This window comes from Lysobacter sp. CA199 (genome assembly GCF_052078715.1).
Taxonomy (GTDB): Bacteria; Pseudomonadota; Gammaproteobacteria; order Xanthomonadales; family Xanthomonadaceae; genus Lysobacter.
Genome location: NZ_JBQJIL010000010.1, coordinates 35,653 through 53,680 on the forward strand (window position 1 = coordinate 35,653; position 18,028 = coordinate 53,680).

13 protein-coding genes are annotated in these 18,028 nt (G+C 66.0%); 4 read left to right on the top strand and 9 right to left on the bottom strand.

Annotated features, from left to right (window positions below):
• Positions 1–65: 65 nt before the first annotated feature.
• From ACTOWJ_RS18735 to mtgA, 3 genes are read right to left on the bottom strand one after another with little or no spacing between them, the layout of a single operon-like run.
• Positions 66–494 (bottom strand): CBS domain-containing protein, encoded by a 429-nt coding sequence (locus ACTOWJ_RS18735; RefSeq protein ID WP_441336139.1) that lies wholly within the window; start codon positions 492–494, stop codon positions 66–68.
• Positions 454–1,500 carry a glycosyltransferase family 2 protein gene (locus ACTOWJ_RS18740; protein WP_441336140.1) on the bottom strand — a complete coding sequence of 349 codons (1,047 nt, stop codon included), beginning with the start codon at positions 1,498–1,500 and terminating at the stop codon, positions 454–456. Before ACTOWJ_RS18740 ends, ACTOWJ_RS18735 begins: the two co-directional genes overlap by 41 nt.
• Positions 1,501–1,550: 50 nt before the next feature.
• Positions 1,551–2,276, bottom strand: coding sequence for a monofunctional biosynthetic peptidoglycan transglycosylase (gene mtgA / locus ACTOWJ_RS18745; RefSeq protein WP_441336332.1), 726 nt, complete (start codon positions 2,274–2,276; stop codon positions 1,551–1,553).
• A 234-nt stretch (positions 2,277–2,510) separates the two neighbouring features.
• Between mtgA and hslO the strand changes: the two genes are divergently transcribed.
• The 4 genes from hslO to ACTOWJ_RS18765 all read left to right on the top strand — a co-directional run bounded on the left by hslO (position 2,511) and on the right by ACTOWJ_RS18765 (position 11,130).
• Positions 2,511–3,455: an Hsp33 family molecular chaperone HslO gene (hslO, locus tag ACTOWJ_RS18750; RefSeq protein ID WP_441336141.1), complete on the top strand. Its 945-nt coding sequence runs from the start codon at positions 2,511–2,513 to the stop codon at positions 3,453–3,455.
• A 145-nt stretch (positions 3,456–3,600) separates the two neighbouring features.
• Entirely contained in the window at positions 3,601–4,446 is an 846-nt protein-coding gene (locus tag ACTOWJ_RS18755; protein WP_441336142.1) for an XOO1806 family protein, read from the top strand.
• 566 nt (positions 4,447–5,012) lie between these two features.
• Positions 5,013–7,994 (top strand): TonB-dependent receptor plug domain-containing protein, encoded by a 2,982-nt coding sequence (locus tag ACTOWJ_RS18760; RefSeq protein WP_441336143.1) that lies wholly within the window; start codon positions 5,013–5,015, stop codon positions 7,992–7,994.
• A gap of 241 nt (positions 7,995–8,235) precedes the next feature.
• The gene (locus ACTOWJ_RS18765) at positions 8,236–11,130 is read left to right on the top strand and encodes a TonB-dependent receptor plug domain-containing protein (RefSeq protein ID WP_441336144.1); all 2,895 of its coding nucleotides are present in this window, start codon (positions 8,236–8,238) and stop codon (positions 11,128–11,130) included.
• A 173-nt stretch (positions 11,131–11,303) separates the two neighbouring features.
• Here ACTOWJ_RS18765 and ACTOWJ_RS18770 read toward each other — a convergent pair whose 3' ends face one another.
• The 6 genes from ACTOWJ_RS18770 to ACTOWJ_RS18795 form a co-directional block, all read right to left on the bottom strand.
• Positions 11,304–12,569: an aspartyl/asparaginyl beta-hydroxylase domain-containing protein gene (locus ACTOWJ_RS18770; RefSeq protein WP_441336145.1), complete on the bottom strand. Its 1,266-nt coding sequence runs from the start codon at positions 12,567–12,569 to the stop codon at positions 11,304–11,306.
• A 412-nt stretch (positions 12,570–12,981) separates the two neighbouring features.
• Positions 12,982–13,935, bottom strand: a complete 954-nt coding sequence (locus tag ACTOWJ_RS18775) for a DUF4097 family beta strand repeat-containing protein (RefSeq protein ID WP_441336146.1) — start codon at positions 13,933–13,935, stop codon at positions 12,982–12,984.
• Positions 13,936–13,953: 18 nt separating this feature from the next.
• Entirely contained in the window at positions 13,954–14,565 is a 612-nt protein-coding gene (locus tag ACTOWJ_RS18780) for a hypothetical protein (RefSeq protein WP_441336147.1), read from the bottom strand.
• Entirely contained in the window at positions 14,562–15,149 is a 588-nt protein-coding gene (locus ACTOWJ_RS18785) for an RNA polymerase sigma factor (protein WP_441336148.1), read from the bottom strand. The genes ACTOWJ_RS18780 and ACTOWJ_RS18785 overlap by 4 nt, the downstream gene beginning before the upstream one ends.
• Before the next feature lie 247 nt (positions 15,150–15,396).
• Positions 15,397–17,202: a phosphoenolpyruvate carboxykinase (GTP) gene (locus ACTOWJ_RS18790; RefSeq protein WP_441336149.1), complete on the bottom strand. Its 1,806-nt coding sequence runs from the start codon at positions 17,200–17,202 to the stop codon at positions 15,397–15,399.
• A gap of 44 nt (positions 17,203–17,246) precedes the next feature.
• Positions 17,247–17,903, bottom strand: coding sequence for a TetR/AcrR family transcriptional regulator (locus tag ACTOWJ_RS18795; RefSeq protein ID WP_441336150.1), 657 nt, complete (start codon positions 17,901–17,903; stop codon positions 17,247–17,249).
• Positions 17,904–18,028 lie beyond the last annotated feature (125 nt).

Below are 18,028 nucleotides of genomic sequence, written 5' to 3' on the forward strand. Positions count from 1 at the left end.
ATCTTGGCGGACGCTGCGCCTCAGCTTGCGCTGCCTCAGCTTGCGCTGCCTCAGCTTGCGCTGCCTCAGCTTGCGATGTAGCGCTGCAGATGATCGAGTTCCTGCTGTTGATCCTCGATCACCGCCTTGACCAGGTCGCCGATCGAAACCACTCCGACCACCTGCCCGCCTTCCAATACCGGCAGATGGCGGATGCGTTTGTCGGTCACGATCTGCATGCAGCGATCGGCGCTGTCGCCCAGGCCGACGCTGACCACCTGCGCGGTCATGATGTCGCGCACCGGCGTATCGGCAGACGAACGTCCCTGCAGCACGATCTTGCGCGCGTAATCGCGCTCGGACAGGATCCCGGCCAAGCGGCCGCCTTCCATCACCAGCACCGCGCCGATGCGTTTTTCGGCCATCAGCCGGATCGCGTCGATCACCGGCGCGTCGGGTCCGATCGCGAACACCTCAGCGGCTTTCGCCTCCAACAGTTGCCTTACTGTGCGCACGGCCATCTCCTTCCGCGAGCGGGGGATCGAGCTGGGAAAAGCGGGTCTGCCCCGAGGATACTCCTGCGGCGGGCTGCCAAGTGTCGACAAGATACAAAGGCCGCTGCTTGGATTCCTCGTACAGCCGGCCCAGGTATTCGCCGATCAGGCCCAGCGCGATCAGTTGCACGCCGCCCAGGAACAGGATCACCGCCATCATCGTCGGCCAACCCTGCACCGGGTCGCCGAACAGCAGCGCCTTGAGCACCACCTTGGCGGCGAAGGCGAAGGCCACCAGCGCGGTGATCAGGCCCAGATAGGTCGCCAGCCGCAGCGGCGCGGTCGAGAAACTGGTGATGCCCTCCAGAGCCAGATTCCACAGCCGCCACAGATTGAACTTGCTGCGACCGGCCACCCGCGCCTCGCGGTGGTACGGCAGGCCGACGCGGTTGTAACCGACCCAGCCGAACAGGCCCTTCATGAAACGGTGGCGTTCGCGCAGCTGCCGCAACGCGTCCAGCGCGCGCGGCGAGAGCAGGCGGAAATCGCCGGTGTCGGCCGGGATCGGCGTGCGCGAGAGCCGGCCGATCACCCGGTAGAACGCATGCGCGGTGCTGCGCTTGAACCAGCCCTCGCCTTCGCGTTCCAGACGGGTGCCGTAGACATCGTCGTAGCCTTCGCGCCACCGCGCGACGAACTGCGGGATCAGCTCCGGCGGATCCTGGCCGTCGGCATCCAGGATCAACGCCGCGCCGGTGTCGACGCGATCCAGCCCGGCGGTCAGCGCCGCCTCCTTGCCGAAATTGCGCGACAGACGCAGCAGGCCGACCCGCGGATCGTGCGCGGCGAAGGCCTGCAGGATGCTCCAGGTGGCGTCGCGACTGCCGTCGTCGACATACAGGATGCGGCCGTCGACGCCGTCGGCGGCCAGCGCGTCCAGCGCCGCGGCGATGCGCGGCTGCAGCAGGGGCAGGCTCTGCGCTTCGTCGAAGGCGGCCAGCACGACGGTGACGCGATCGCGGTTCATGCCCGGCATATTAGCGGCGGCCGCACCGGCGCGAGCGTGATCGCCCGGACTCACTCGATCTGCTTGAGGTAACCGCTGCCGCCGATGTAGCGCATTTGCCGCTGGATCGCCCCGGCGCGGCGCTGCACGTACGGACCGGGCCGGGCGATGCTGTAGCGCTTGGGATTGGGCAGCACCGCGGCCATGCGCGCGGCCTCGGCCGGACCGAGCTGGCTGGCGTCCTTGCGGAAATAGGTGCGCGCGGCGGCCTGCGCGCCGTACACCCCGTCGCCGAATTCGGCGATGTTGGCGTAGACCTCGATGATCCGGCGCTTGGGCCACATCGCCTCGATCAGCAGCGTGTACCAGGCTTCCACGCCTTTACGCACCCAACTGCGGCCGCTCCACAGAAACAGGTTCTTGGCGGTCTGCTGGCTGATGGTGCTGCCGCCGCGGACCTTGCGGCCGCGCTCGTTGTTCTTGCGCGCCTTCTCGATCGCCTTGAGGTCGAAACCGAAATGCTCGGCGAAGTTCTGGTCTTCCGAGGCCACCAGGGCCACCGGCACGTTGCTGGAGATCTCGTCCAGATCGCGCCAGTCGTGGGCCATGCGGAAGCCGAAATCGCCCGAAGCCCAGGCGTCGAACTGGCGGATCATCATGAACGCCGAGAACGGCGGATCGATGAAGCGCAGCGTGACCACCTGCAGGATCGAGGCCAGCGCGAACAGGAACGGCAAGGCCAGTAGCCAACGCAACCAGCGGCGGCGGCGCGAGGGCGGCGCGGCGGACGCCGGCAGCGGCGCGGCGGTGGCACGGTCGGTCAAGCCTTGCACCGCGGCGCCTCCGTCCCCACTCTTGCGCCAAGGCGGATGGCCCGTCGTAGTTCGGGTCCAACCATGGGCGAACTACGTTCCGGTCGCGACCGCATTGCTACCCTCTCCCCTTCACAGGCACGTGCGCATTATCCGCGAAGCCGCGCCCGCCGCGTTCGTCGGCACGCGATCGACGCACGGCGATTCCAGAGTACGACCATGACCGACCCCGCCTCATCACCAACCGCCCCGCTCCAGGCCGCCCCATCCGACGAGAGCGACCGCCTGACCCGCTTCATCATCGAAACCGCCGGCGTGCGCGGCGTGCGGGTGCGCCTGCACGATACCTGGCAGCAGATCCGCGAGCGTGCGCAGTACCCGGCGGCGGCGGCCGAGATGCTCGGCGAGGCCGCGGTAGCCGCGGCGTTGTTCACCGGCCACGCGAAGGTCGACGGGCGCCTGTCGGTGCAATTGCGCGGCGAAGGCGCACTGCGGACTCTGTTTGCCGAATGCACCGCGGCCGGCACCTTGCGCGGCATCGTCCAATTGGCCGAGGACGGCGGCGAGGTCTCGCGCGATCTGCGCGACCTCGGCCCGCAGGCGATGCTCGCCATCACCATCGAGAATCCGGCCCTGCACGGCCGCGATCCGGTCCGTTACCAAGGCCTGGTGTCGCTGGAATCGGACTCCCTGGCCGGCGCCTTCGAAGACTATTTCCGTCAATCCGAACAATTGCCCACCCGGCTGTTGCTGGCCGCCGACGAGCGGCAGGCGGCCGGGCTGATGCTGCAAAAGCTCCCCGGTGACGAGGGCGACGATGATGGCTGGGCCCGGGTCGGGGCGCTGTTCGACACCCTGAGCACGGACGAATTGCTGGAACTGCCGACCCAGACCCTGCTGACCCGCCTGTTCCACGAAGACGGTGTGCAGCTATTGGGCGGCAAGCCGCTGAGCTTCGCCTGCTCGTGCTCGCGCGAGCGGGTCGAGGCCATGCTGGTCTCGCTCGGCCGCGAGGAGGCCGATGCCGCCGCGACCGCGGCCGATGGCGAGGCCCACATCCGCTGCGAGTTCTGTGGCCAGAGCTATCGTTTCGACCGTAACCAAATTGCCGGTCTGTTCGCCGCCGCGGCCGCTGAAATCCAGGCCCCGCAACGGGTACAGTGACCCTGCCGACGGTCGGCGGGACGCGGTTCTGGGACCGTTTTCCGATTGTTAAATAAACATAAACCGGCTATAGTCGATTTTGAGAAATGGGGAACTCGACCGGTTTCATCCGGTCTTAACCACGGTCCGCGCTCAACGACTTTCGATGCTCAAACACCTGCGCCAGTTGCCGCTAGTCCTGACGCTCGCCCTAGGCGTGGCGACGGGTGCGCACGCGCAGGCCAAGCACGACACCACGTATTTGCCGGTGTGGAACCAGAACAACGGCAAGCTGGAGTACCTGCTGCAGCTCGAGCCGGCCGACAAGGCCGCCGCCGCGCGCTGGAAAGTCGGCGCCAACACCTTCGACGCCGCATTGGGCCTCGATTCCGGCGACGGCCTGGGCCTGGTCTGCGACCGCAAAACCGGCCTGGCCGGCGCGATCGGCAACCTCGCCAATCACTGCATGCTCGCCGCGCTCGACGACGACGATCGCGACAGCAGCCGCCAGATCGGCGCGGGCGTCAGCCTCAGCCGTCCTGGCGGACGGGTCGGCGTGACGCTCGGTTCGGGCCGCGACACCCTGCCCGGCTGGCTCAGCCCCAACAACCGCACCAGTCGGGTCGATCAGAACACCCTTACCGTCTACGGTCAGAAGAACATCGGCCGCGAGGCGATGGTCTCCATCGGCGGCACCTGGGCCCGCGCCAAGCTGATTCCGGCCGGCGAAATGCCCGGTCTGGCCGATCGCTGGAGCAGCAAGAGCATCACCATCGGCGCCGGCTACGGCAATTTCGGTGCCAATATCGTCGGCCGCGTGGTCGATACGCCCGGCCAGCCGGGTCAATGGGAAGGCCTCGGCGTCGGCCTGACCTGGCGCACGCCCTGGAGCGGTCAGCTCACCGTCGGCGCCGAAAACGTGGTCACTCGCGGCAAGAATCCGTTCGCGCCCGGTAACGGCGAAAAGGACGAGGGCACCGTGCCCTACGTCCGCTACGAACAAGACCTGTAGTTCCCCTGCTTGCTGCGCACCGCATGATCGCGGCATCGCGCGGCGTGCGCCTGCGCTTGCGCGTCCGGATGATGGTCGCCCTGCCCGTTGATCGCACCGACTGAGGCACCTGGCCGGCACCAAACCCCGCTTCGAGGACTCCGCCGCTACGGCCAAACGGCGTTATGGCCGTGCCAATCGCCATGCCCGGGCGTACCTGAACGAAATTGTTTGTTTTTGTACGAGGGTACCAATGCCGCACCCGGCGACGCTCATTTGTGGAAAACGCGCATGCGCGCCCGCGCCTGCGAAGCCCTCGCCGCCAGCCTGCCTACGGCCGAATGAATAGGGAAATTCCCCACAATTTCATCCAGTTAATGCCAGGCCGCAGGAGCAAAAGTACGCAAAAGTACGGTCGCGGCACCGCGAAGCGGCTCTTTCGGGGACGTCACAATCCGACACTTAACGACACTTTAATTTTTCCGACCTGACGGTTAGCATCGGCGAACCTTGCTGGTCTTGGCGTTTTATTTGACGCTTCCGGCCGGGCAACACGGGTACATCAGACCGATTTTCGGAGAGAGAGAATGACTTTCAAGACCACCCAGCTCCGCGACGCGATCACCTTCGCTCTCGCGGTGGGCACGACGGCGATCGCCGGCGGCGCCGTAGCACAGGAAGCGAGCACTGACGCTCAGAAAGAAGCCACCACGCTCGACCGCGTCGAAGTGACCGGTTCGCGTATCCGCCAAGTGGATATCGAAACCTCGCAGCCGGTGCTCAGCATCAGCCGCGCGCAGATCGAACAGCAGGGCTTCCAGTCGGTCGCCGACATTCTGCAGAACATCTCCGCGGCCGGTACCCCTACGCTCTCGCGCGCATCGCCGCTGTCGGCCGGTGAAGCGGTCGGCGGTTCGTTCATCAGCCTGCGCAACCTCGGCGCCAACCGCACCCTGGTGCTGGTCAACGGCAAGCGCCTGGGCGTCACCACCGGCGGCCTGCAGGACATCTCGACCATTCCGGCCGCGGCTGTGGAACGCGTTGAAGTGCTGAAGGACGGCGCCTCCTCGATCTATGGCTCCGACGCCATCGGCGGCGTGGTCAACATCATCACCCGCACCAACTACGAAGGCATGCAGGCCAGCGCCTACTACGGCCAGTACGGCGAAGGCGACGGCACCATCCAGAAGGTCGACCTGGTGATGGGCGCCCGCGGCGATCGCGGCTCGTTCACCGCCGTGGCCGAGTACGCCAAGGAAGACGCCGTCCGCTCCAGCGACCGCGAGTTCTCCGAGTTCCCGCTGGGTCAGTACCATCCGAACCTGAGCTGGACGCCGGTCAGCCAGCACGGCGGCTTCGTCAGCTCGCCGACGGTCAACACCATCCCGGGCATCACCTATCCGCCGGCCTCTGGCACCAATCCGCGCCGCGAAGTGCGACTGACCCTGAACCAGGGTTCGGACCCGCGCAATCCGGCTAGCTACCGCCTGCAGAACCAAACCGCACCGAACGGCGACGTCAGCAACACCAACTCGCAGACCGACCTGCGCACCCCGCTGGAACGCAAGTCGATCTACATCAGCGGTTCGTACGACATCACCGACAGCATCCGCTTCCGCGGCGATGCGGCGTACACCAACCGCACCGCCGACCGCACGGTCGCCGGCTATCCGTTCCAGTCGATCACGTTCAACAACCGCACCACCAACGTCTCGGTCGATCCGAACAGCTATTTCAATCCGCTGCCCGGCCAGACCATCAGCAACTGGTGGCGCCGTACCTGGGAAGTGCCGCGCACCTCCAGCAGCGACATGGACCAGCTGCGCATTACCGGCGCGATCGAAGGCACCTTCGAGTTCGCCGACCGCACCTTCGACTGGGACGTCAGCTACCTGCACAGCAGCAACAAGGTCGTGCAGTCCAGCTACGGCAACCTCAATCTGGCCAACGTCGGTCGCGCCGTGGGTCCGTCGTTCCTCAACGCCAACGGCCAGGTCCAGTGCGGCACGGCCGCCGCGCCGATCGCCATCGGCCCGGATGCCGGCCAGTGCGTGCCGTGGAATCCGTTCCTGGCCTTCGGCGTCAACGGCCCGGGCGGCTTGACCGGCAACCAGGCGCTGCAGGACTACCTGTTCCAGGAAGAGCATGCGACCGGCGAAACCACCACCCAGGTCGTCAGCGCCAACCTGACCGGCTCGCTGTTCGCGCTGCCGGGCGGCGATCTGGCCTTCGCGGTCGGCGCCGAACACCGTCGCGAGCGCGGCGCGTTCACCCCGGATGCGCTGTCGGTCAGCGGTAACTCGACCAACCTGGCTTCGCGTCCGACCGAAGGCGGCTACACCGTCGACGAACTGTACGCCGAGCTCCAGATCCCGGTGCTGTCCGACGTCATCGGCGCCAAGGAGCTGAGCTTCAGCCTGGCCAGCCGCTACTCCGACTACGACACCTTCGGCGACACGGTCAACAGCAAGTTCGGTTTCAAGTGGAAGCCGATCGACAGCTTGTTGGTCCGTGGTACCTGGGCTGAGGGCTTCCGCGCGCCGACCATCGCCAATCTGTACGGCGGCGGTTCGCAGAGCTTCGTGTTCTACACCGATCCCTGCGATCCGGTGAACGGCGCCGCTCGTACCGACGCGGCCGCCCGCGGCCGTTGCGCATCGGCGATCTCCAACTACGCGGCCTTCCGCCAGTTGCAGCAGGGCTTCGTAACCACGCAGAGCGCTCAGCCGCAGACTCCGATCCCGTTCTTCCAGGGCGTGGCCAATCCGAACTTGACCCCGGAAACCTCCGAGTCCAAGACCTTGGGCCTAGTGTGGAGCCCGGACTTCATCCAGGGCCTGGGCATGAGCCTGGACTGGTGGAAGATCCGCATCGAGAACACGATCGTCGCCGACACCGCCGGTCAGATGCTCAGCGACTGCTACGTGCAGAACATCGCATCGCGCTGCGCCAGCTTCACCCGCGATCCGGTGCTGGGCATCGTCAACAGCATGCAGCTGAGCACGCGTAACGCCGGCTACCAGGAAACCGAAGGCTTCGACTTCGACGTCAACTACCGCTTCGACACGAGCATCGGTAATTTCGTGTTGAACTGGCAGAACACCTACGTCGTGCGCGACGAGTTCAAGACCACCGATGCCGCGGGCGTCCTGCCGCAGCAGAACGTGGGCTTCGCCAGCTCGGCCGGTTCGAACTTCCGCATCCGTTCGAACGCCAACCTGAGCTGGACCAAGGGCGCCGTCGGCGTTACCTGGGGCGCGCGCTACTACTCCGGCCTGAAGGAAACCTGCCTGAGCGCGGTTTCGTTCCCGGAAGAGTGCAGCGATCCGGGCTACCGCGCCGCTAACCCGTCGCAGACCCGTCCGATCAACAAGCTGGGCAGCAACACCTTCCACGACTTGCAGGTCCGCGTGTCGGTGCCGTGGAACGCCACTGTCTCGATCGGCGCCAACAACGTGTTCAACCACCTGGGTCCGCAGATGTACTCGCAGCCCAACGCCAACACGGTCTACAACGGCGAGTTCGACATCGGCCGCTTCGTGTACATGAAGTACCAGCAGCGCTTCTAAGTAATTCTGCTGCACCGCAACAACAAACACGGCTCCCTCGGGAGCCGTGTTTTTTTATGCCAACGCCAACGCCGTCGCAATGCCTCATGCGACAGGAACCGGCCTTTAACAACACTTTAATTATTTCTCCAAGCCGTCTACTATCGGGCCGGCTTTGCCAATTTAGGCCTTCAGTTATGCGCCGTTTGGCTAGCTCCTTTGCATGGGACCCGTTCGTTTCAGGACAGACTTGGAGAGAGAGATGACCCTGAAGACCACCAAATTGCGCGATGCGATCGTATTCGCGTTGTGCGTGGGCGCGACCAGCCTGGCCGGTACCGGCCTGGCCTCCGCCCAGGACGCCGCGGCACCCGCCGCGCCGGCCGCTGAAGACGCCACCACCCTGGACCGCATCCAGGTCACCGGCTCGCGTATTTCGATTCCGGGCCTGACCACCAACAGCCCGGTCATGACCGTCGATCGCGAAGAGATCGATCGTATCCAGCCCTCTTCGGCCGAAGACTTCCTGAAGTTGATGCCCGGCGCGGTGCCGTCGATCGGCCCAGGCACCAACAACGGCACCAACGGCGGCGCAACCGTCGATCTGCGCGGCCTCGGCTCCAACCGCACCCTGGTGCTGATGGACGGTCGCCGCGTGGTTCCGTTCAATCTGCAGGGCGTGGTCGATACCAACGTCATTCCGATCGCCTTGATCGACAGCGTCGACGTGGTCACCGGCGGCGCTTCGGCGGTGTACGGCGCAGACGCCGTCGCCGGCGTGCTCAACTTCGTGCTCAAGCGCAACTTCGAAGGCATCGAGGTCAACACCAGCTACGGCCAGTCCAGCAAGCAGGACGCCGATCGCCGCAACACCGACGTAACCATGGGCGTCAATCTAGACGACGGCCGCGGCAACGTCGTGCTGAGCCTGAGCAAAACCGACAACGATCCGCTGCTGCAGGGCGCGCGCGACTTCAGCGAATTCAACTTCGACTCGCTCAGCGGCGACCCCGGCGGCTCCGGCACCGGCATCCCGACTCGCGTAACCCGCTTGGGCCACATTGACCCGGCCACCGGCGCGTTCACCGGTCGGACCGTGCCGTTCAACTTCAATCCGTTCAACTTCAACCAGACCGCGCTCGACCGCTGGCAGGCCACTACGCTCGCCCGTTACGAGATCAACGAGCACGCCGAAGCCTACGCCCAGGCGCTGTACACCCGTTCGAACGTGTTCTCGCAGATCGCCCCGGGCGGCCTGTTCGGCGACACCTTCACCTACAACGTCGGCAACCCGCTGATCCCCGACGCCGCGCGCCAACAGTTGTGCGCCGAATTCGGCGCACCCGGCATCAATTGCACACGCGGCAGCACCGACACGGTCACCACCGGCATCTTCCGCCGTACGACCGAATTGGGAACCCGCTACTCGGACTTCCAGAACAAGACCTTCCAGGGCACCGTCGGTCTGCGCGGCGCGATCAACGACCGCTGGCGTTACGACGCCTACTGGTCGCACGGCGAAGCCGATCAGTTGCTCGTACAGGGCGGCTTCCTGGCCAAGAGCAAGGTCGAGCAGTCGCTGCAGTCGATCGACGGCGTCAACTGCCTGAATCCGCTCAATGGCTGCCGCCCGCTGAATCTGTGGGGTGTGGAAGGCTCGATCACTGCCGACTCGAAGAAATTCCTCGAAGTGTTGACCTTCGCCACCCAGCGAGTCGAACAGGAAGTCTGGTCCGGGTCGGTCAACGGCGATCTCGGTGACAACTTCAAGAGCCCGTGGGCCGATTATCCGATCGGTCTCGCATTCGGTCTGGAAGGACGCAAGGTCACCGCGCAGAACCGCGCCGATGCGGCATCGCGCGATCCCTTGGAAGTACTCGGTGCCGGCAGCGCGAACCCGGACATCGACGGCCAACTGAGCCTGAAAGAGGCTTACGTCGAAGTTATCGCTCCGATCATCAGCGGCAAGACCGGCGCCCACGCGCTGAACTTCGAAGGCGGCTATCGTCGCAGTCAGTTCAAGTCCGGCCCGACCGACGTCTCCTACGGCAGCTACAAGTACGGCCTGGAATGGTCGCCGATCGAACAACTGCGCTTCCGCGGCATGTTCCAGCGCGCGACCCGCGCGCCGAACGTCAACGAGCTGTTCCTGCCGATCATCACCCAGCTCGACAACGCCGACGCCGATCCGTGCCAGTTCGACAACATGAACCTCGGCGATGTCGGCGTGGCCGGTACCTTGACGAACCTGTGCATGCAGACCGGCGTGCCGCTGAGCGCGGTCGGCGAGGTCAGCGAGCCCAGCGCCTATCAGGCCAACATCTTCCAGGGCGGCAACCCGCTGCTCGGACCGGAAACGGCCGACACGCAGACGCTCGGCTTGGTCTGGCAGCCGTCAGAAGACTTCTCGATCACGTTGGACTACTGGAAGATCAAGATCGACCAGGCGATCGAAAGCCGCACCCTCGAGGACGTGCTGAACAACTGCTACAGCGCGGCGTTCAATCCGACCCGGGACATCAACAACCCATTCTGCCAGCAGATGATCGGCTCGCGCGACGCGATCAGCGGCGGCATCGACGGCGACGCGCGCGGTCCGTTCCTGGAACTGACCAACGACGGCCGCGTCGAGACCGCGGGCTGGGATCTGGGCGTTCGCTACGGCTTCGAGATGTCGAACGAGTGGGGCCGACTGGACTTCGCCCTGGATCTGACCAAGACCGACTCCTTCGACTTCAAGGCCTCGTCGATCACCCCGGTCCGCGACTGCCTGGGCTACTACAGCACGGCGTGCAACACCGTCGCGGGCATCATCTACGACTACAAGTCGAACTTCCGCGCGGTGTGGTCGATCAAGGACTTCGAACTCGGTCTGAACTGGCGCCACCTCAGCGCCCTCGACGTCGAGCCGAGCAACAAGCCCTGGTTCGATGCCTACCGTTCGATCGATGCGTACGACTACTTCGATCTGTCGATGGCCTACGAACTGCCGTGGAACGCCCGCGTGACGCTCACCGTGGCCAACCTGGCCGACAAGCAGCCGCCGGTGGTGGGCAGCAACATCGGCAGCACCGCGGTCAACAGCGGCAACACGTTCCCGCAGTTCTACGACACCCTGGGTCGCTACTACACCATGGGTATCAAGTTCCGCTTCTGATAAGAAACACGTAATCCGAGTCATTCAAAGGCGGGCTTCGGCCCGCCTTTTTTTGTCCGCGATTGGCTCAAGGTCATGCACCCAAACGCCGAGGGCGGGCGAGACGACGGCGCGATTCGCCGTCGTCTCGCCCGCCCTCGTGGTTTTCGCTTAGCGCAAGTCCTGGAACGATCTCAGCGGCCCGCCAAGAAATCCCGATGCGCGCCCATCATCGCGTTGACCATCTCGCGCTCAGCCAGCGACAGCAGCGGATTCCACACGTCGAAGATCAGCACCACCCGCAGCTCGTCGCTGTCGTTGCGCGCTTCGTGTTCGATCGAATCGTCGAAGATCAATACTTCGCCGACCTTCCACTCGCGCCGTTCGAAGCCCACGCGGTAGGTGCATTTCTCCGGCACGATCAGCGGCAGGTGCACGACCAGGCGCGCATTGGTCTCACCGTGGTGCGGCGGGATGTGGGTGTGCGGCGCCAGCGCGGAGAACATCGCGTTGGGGCAGACGTCGGTGATGGTGGCCATCTCCACCGCTTCCAGCGCTGCGCGGGTCTGCGGGCAATGGGCCAGGTGCTCATGCACGGGCTGGGAATAGCTCCACAGCTTGTAGGTGCTCCAGCGTCGCGAATGATTGAGTTCGCGCCACTGGTTGACCGGATCGCCGGGCTGGTACTCGATGTATGGGGTGAACTCGGCCTGCTCGTTGCGCAGCACCTCGCGCATTTCGCGCAGGATGTCGTAGGTGCGGCTTTCCAGTTCCGGCACCCATGCGAATTGTTCGCGATCGAAGAACGGAATCGCCGGCAAGCGCGGCACGCATAACTGGTTGCAATCGGCGTGGTAGGGCTTGGTCCGGCCGACAATGATCGAAGCCGCCTCGTCCCAACGGCCGAGTGCGCCGGCTTCCAGCGCAGCGCGCGGTCCGCCGACGCGGTGGGCCAGGTACTCGGCGAATTCTTCGCGGTGCTGAGCGACCTTGGTCTGCGCATGCAGCAACTGCGCTTTAAGCATCTCCGGCCAATGCGGCTGAGGCGGCGCGACGGTCAGCGCGTTTACGTAGGCCTGCGCGGCCGCGCGCGCGTGGCCTTGGCGCTCGAACCAGGCGGCCTTGGCCAACAGTCCGGGCAGGAAGTAGGCATCGAGCGCGAGCGCGGCGTTGATGGCCTCCCACTCGCCGTCGTGCTGACCGCGCTCGCGCTGAATCATGCCGATCGACAGCAGGATCATCGGGTCGTTGGGCGCGGCCTGATGCGCGGCTTGCAGCAGCTCGAGCGCGCCGGCGCTATCGCCGCGTTGCAGGGCGTGGATGCCCAGGCTGTACAGCGCCTGCGGATGTTGCGGGGCGAGCGCGCGGACCTGATTCCACAGCCGCTCGGCCTCCTGCCAGCGGCCGGCGCGCGAAGCCAGACCGGCGGACTGCACCAGTTGGTTGATCTGATCGTTCAAACCCCTCTCCCGCCGCGCGCTGCGGCCTGCCGGCGCGGCCGGCGATAGCGGAAGCATACGATCGCGCTTGCGCGCTGGCCACGTTCGCGGATGGTCGGCTCGGTGTTGGTCCAGCGGCGGTGGGTACGCCGATTCAGACACCGGTTCGACTCAGGCCACAAACCGTCGGGGCTGAAAGCCCCTCCCACAAAAGCTCTCGAGGCCCAATGAGGCGGCATGTGCGCGGCGTTGGAAGCTGTCCGAACGAAGGCCACTCAGTCTTGGCTGAGAAGGGCCTGGGTCGCGACGCTCTTCGATCGGATCCGAATCGCGCGGGTTCGATCAACCCCGCTTTCCCCGAACTAACCGACCCAGAACTAACCGAAGCGAACGCGAACACCGCCTGTTCGAATCCGCTGGTATCGCGGCTATCTCACTCGAGTTGCAGCGTGGCATCACCCGAGAACGTCTCGATCTTGACCTTGCCGCTGCCGCTGCCGTAGCGGTGCTCGAAGCTCGAACCCGGGCCGTGCTTGGGACGCTGGACCTGCGCGTCGGGCGCGTTGAGGTCGCCGCTGAAGCTCTGTCCGCGCACGGTCGCCGACACGTTGCGCGGCAGGGTCAGGCGCACGTCGCCGCTGACCGTTTCCAACGAGACCTCGGCGCCGTCGGCGAGCGCTCCGGCGATGCGCAGATCGCCGGACACCGAGTTGCCGGAGATCTTGCTCAAGCGCGTCTGATTGGCGGCCACATCGACCCTGCCCGAGACCGTTTCCACATCGACCTCGCCGCTCAGGCGCCCGCGCAGGTCCAGATCGCCGCTGACGGTCTGCGCCGAGACCTTGGCGCTGTTGAGGGTCAGGCGCAGGTCGCCGCTGACGCTCTCGATTTCCGCATCGCGCGGCGCGCCGGCCACGATCACGTCGCCGCTGACGCTGTCGATCTTGAGCTCGCGCGAGGCCACGCCGTTGACGTCGACCGTGGCCGAGACGGCATCGATGTTCAGCGCCACCTGCAGCGGCACGGTCAGGTGCAGCTCGGTGGGGCCGCTCTTGTCGCCGCCGGCCAGGAAGCCCATGCCGCTACCGCGGTTGGGGTAGCGCACCTTGATCGACAGCTCTTGGCGATCGCCCTCGATGTCCAGCTTTTCCACGCCCTCGCCGAGCGTGCCTTCGATCTTGACCTCGGGACGGTCCCAGACGCGGACCTGGATCAGGCCCTTGACGTTGTCGATCTCGATGCTGCCGAGCGGGTCGATCGACCGGGTCTGGTTGATCGGGGTGGCGGCGAAGACGGGCAACGCGACGGCCAGGGCGACGGCGAGCAAGCCGGTCGCGGGCAGGCGGCGGAGAACGCGGCTACGTGTGCTGTGGCGGGCGGATGTCATGGGGGCGTTCTCCTGGGATCAGGTGTAGGCCACGCGCTGAGCCAGCGCGAGGCGTCGTGCGTAAGTACGGCGCAGTTGCTCCAGCAGCAACCGCGAATCGGGGTCGTGGGCCAGCGCGTCGAGAATCAACGCGGCGTTGCGGTCGAGTTCGTCGAACGCGGGCTTGAGCGCGACCGCCTGCTGAGTCGCCGGCTCGATCTCGAGCATCGCCGCCTGGTACTGGCGGGTCATGCCGTCGGCTTCGCGCTGCATCAACGTGGCTGGCGCGGCGGCGCTCGCGACCTGGGTCGGCGCGGAGCCGGCCTGGCCTTGCGGGCCGCGGAACTGGCTGCCGATGCCTATCGCCAGCGCAGCGACGCCTGCGGCCAGCGCCAACGGCGCCATCCAGCGGTTGCGCGAGCTCTCGCGCGGCCGCAGCACGGCCACCGGCGCCAGCGAGACCGGCGGCGGCGCGTCCTGGACGCTCGGTGCCGCGACCGGCGGGGCTTGTTCGCCCAGCCGCGCCGCGATGCCCGACCACAGATCGCGCGCGGGCGGCTGGTCGCGACGCATCGCTCGCAACTGCCAACGCAGCGTGTCGGGGAGCTCGCCGTCGGGGGCGTGGTCGGGGTCGCGATCGTTCTGGTTCATGCCTGTTCTCCGAGCCGGGTGCGCAGCAGACTGCGCGCGCGGTGCAACTGTGCCTTGGAACTGCCGACCGCCATGCCGAGTTCGGCGGCGATCTCTTCGTGCTTCCAGCCTTCCACGTCGTACAGCACCAGCACGGCGCGAGCGCGCGGCGGCAGGCTGGCGACGGCGCGTTCCAGGTCCATCGACAAGGCGGTCACGTGGCCGGCCGAATCGGCGCTGCCGAGCGTGTCGAACACTTCCTCGTCGTTGTCCTCGAACGGACGGCTGCGGCGACCGCGAAGTTCCATCAGCGCGGTGTTGACCGCCAGCCGATGCAGCCAGGTGCCGAAGGCCGACTCGAAGCGGAAATTCGGCAGCGCCTGCCAGGCGCGGACGAAGGCTTCCTGGGTCAGGTCCTCAGCGCGGGCGCCGTGGTAACCGACCAATCGGGCGATCACGCCGTGCACGCGGCTGGCGTGGCGGCGGTACAGCGCCTCGAAGGCAGCGACCCCGCCGGACGCCGCCGCGGTCACCAGGGCGCGGTCGTCGTCGGCTTCGGTCGCTAGTGCGGCATCGGGCATGGTGTCGTTCACGGCGGTCAGCATACTGAGTCCGATGCGGGGTCGGGGCTCAGGGTTTAAGGCTGGGGAGAAACGTCGGGACGTCCGGCGACGATGATGCCGTCATGTCCGCAAGACCCTGCGGGCTTGCTTCTGAAGCCCCTCTCCCGCTTTCGGGAGAGGGGTTGGGGTGAGGGGCGAGCCGAGCCGGCGTAAGCAGCCGTCGTTCGCGTGCCCTCATCCGCCCTGTCGGGCACCTTTCTCTCGCAAGCGGGAGAAGGCAAGCGGAGCTTTAGCCCTTCAACGCCGCCGCGATGCGCTGCTGCTCATCGTGCAATGCCTGCGGCATGCGCGGGCCGTATTCGCGCAGGTATTCGCCGATGCTGTCGAACTCGGCGCTCCAGCCGGCATGGTCGAAGCCGAACAGCTTGGCGTGGGCTTCCTCGTTCAAGGACACGCCATCGAGGTTCAGGTCGCCGACCTTGGGCAGATGGCCGATCGGCGTTTCCGTCGCGCCGGCCTCGCCCTTGACCCGGCCGATCATCCACTCGATCACCCGCAGGTTGTCGCCGAAACCCGGCCACAGGAACTTGCCGTCGTCGCCCTTGCGGAACCAGTTGACGTGGAAGACCTTCGGCAACTTCGCGCCGTCGCCGTCGAAGGATAGCCAATGCGCGAAGTAATCGGCGAAGTTGTAGCCGCAGAACGGCTTCATCGCCATCGGATCGCGGCGCATCACCCCAACCGCACCGGTCGCGGCGGCGGTGGTTTCCGAGCCCATCGCCGCGCCGACCAGCACGCCGTGGGTCCAGTCGCGCGCTTCGAACACCAGCGGCACCAGGGACGCGCGGCGGCCGCCGAATACGATCGCCGAGATCGGCACGCCAGCCGGATTCTCGGCTTGCGTCGAATAGCTCGGGCACTGCTTGGCCGACACCGTGAAACGCGAGTTCGGATGCGCCGCCGGACCTTTGGCCGCATCGAACGCATTGCCGCGCCAATCGGTGACCGGGGTCTGGCCGTCGTCGAGGCCTTCCCACCACGGCTGATTGTCGGCGGTGATGCCGACGTTGGTGAAAATGGTGTTGGTCTGGATCGAGGCCAGCGCGTTCGCATTCGACTTGGTCGAAGTGCCAGGCGCGACGCCGAAGTAACCGGCTTCGGGATTGATCGCGTACAAACGTCCATCGGCGCCCGGACGCATCCAGCAGATGTCGTCGCCGACCGTCCACACTTTCCAGCCGGCCTGGCGATAACCTTCCGGCGGAATCAGCATGGCCAGGTTGGTCTTGCCGCAGGCCGACGGGAACGCCGCGGCGACGTAATGCGTCTCGCCCTGCGGGTTCTCGATGCCGACGATCAGCATGTGCTCGGCCAGCCAGCCTTCGCTGCGCGCCTGATGCGAAGCGATGCGCAGCGCGTGGCACTTCTTGCCGAGCAGCGCGTTGCCGCCGTAGCCCGAACCGAACGACTTGATGGTCAGCTCATCTGGGAAATGCATGATGAAACGGCGCTCGGGATCGAGCTCGCCGATCGAATGCAGGCCTCTGACGAACTTGCCTTCGCGCTCGATGCGCTTGAGCGCCGGCGCGCCCATGCGCGTCATCACGCGCATGTTGGCGACGACGTACGGCGAATCGGTGATTTCCACGCCGCAACGCGCCAACGGCGAGTCGATCGGACCCATGCAGTACGGAATGACGTACAGGGTGCGGCCGCGCATGCAGCCTTCGAACAGCGCGTCCATCTTGGCGTGCGCTTCGCCCGGCGCCATCCAGTGATTGTTCGGACCGGCGTCTTCGCGTTCGTTGGTGCACACGAAGGTCAGATGCTCCACGCGCGCCACATCGTCCGGATGCGAGCGGTGCAGATAGCTGCCCGGATGGGTCACGTCGTTGAGGCGCTCCAGGGTGCCGTCGGCCAGCATCTGCGCGATCAGCGCCTGGTTCTCGGCATCGCTGCCGTCGCACCACTGGATATTGTCGGGCTGCGTCAACGCAGCCACCTGCGCCACCCATTCGTTCAATGCGGCAAGGGAACTGCCGGCGCTCCCCAGCGCCGCAGTCGTGGGGGTAGCGTCTTTGGAAATGGCATTCACGGCAATGGTCTCCAGCCGGGGGACAACGGTAAGGGAACTGGTTTTCAGGACGAGGGAATCAGCGTGGCCATCATGTGTTCGACATAGGCCTCGAACTCGTCGTGTTGCATGCGGGTCTGGTGCAGTTGCAGGTTCAACTGCAGGAAGCCGACGTAGGCGGCGTAGAGCAGGCGGGCGCGATGCTGCGCATCGGTGCGGCTCAGGCCGGCCTGGCGGAAGGAAGCGGTGAGGTAATCCAGGCGGCGCTCGGACACGCGCCCGATCACCGGCTGCACGGCGGGATGGTCCAGCGCCTTGAGCAGTTCGGAATAGATGACGTGCGACTTGACCTCGTGCGCGACGAGGTGGAACAGCGAGCGCAGGCGCTGGCGCGGATCGGGAATCGGTTCGAGCTGGCCGAACACGGTTTCCTGCTCGACCTTCTCCCAACGCTCCAGCGCGGCGACCAGCAGCGCGTCGCGCGACGGGAAATGCCAATAGAAGCTGCCCTTGGTCACGCCGAGCCGGCGCGCGAGCGGTTCCACCGCGACCGCGGCGACGCCTTGCTCGGCGATCAGATCGAGCGCGGCCTGGGCCCAGTCGTCGGCGCTGAGCCGGCCACTGCGTTCGGGCTTGTGATCCGTCTTGGCTTCGCCGGCGGGAGCGGCGGCGGACGGGGCGTCGAGCTTCGGCTCGGGCTTGTTCGAGGCAGACTGGTTCATGGACGGCAAGTTTAACCATACGGCATGGTCGGGAACAGTACGCAGTGCAGCAAAAAGCCGGGTTTCGGGATCGCGGAATCGGGATTCGTGAAAAGCGGCGGGAAAAACGGCTATTCAGTGCTGCA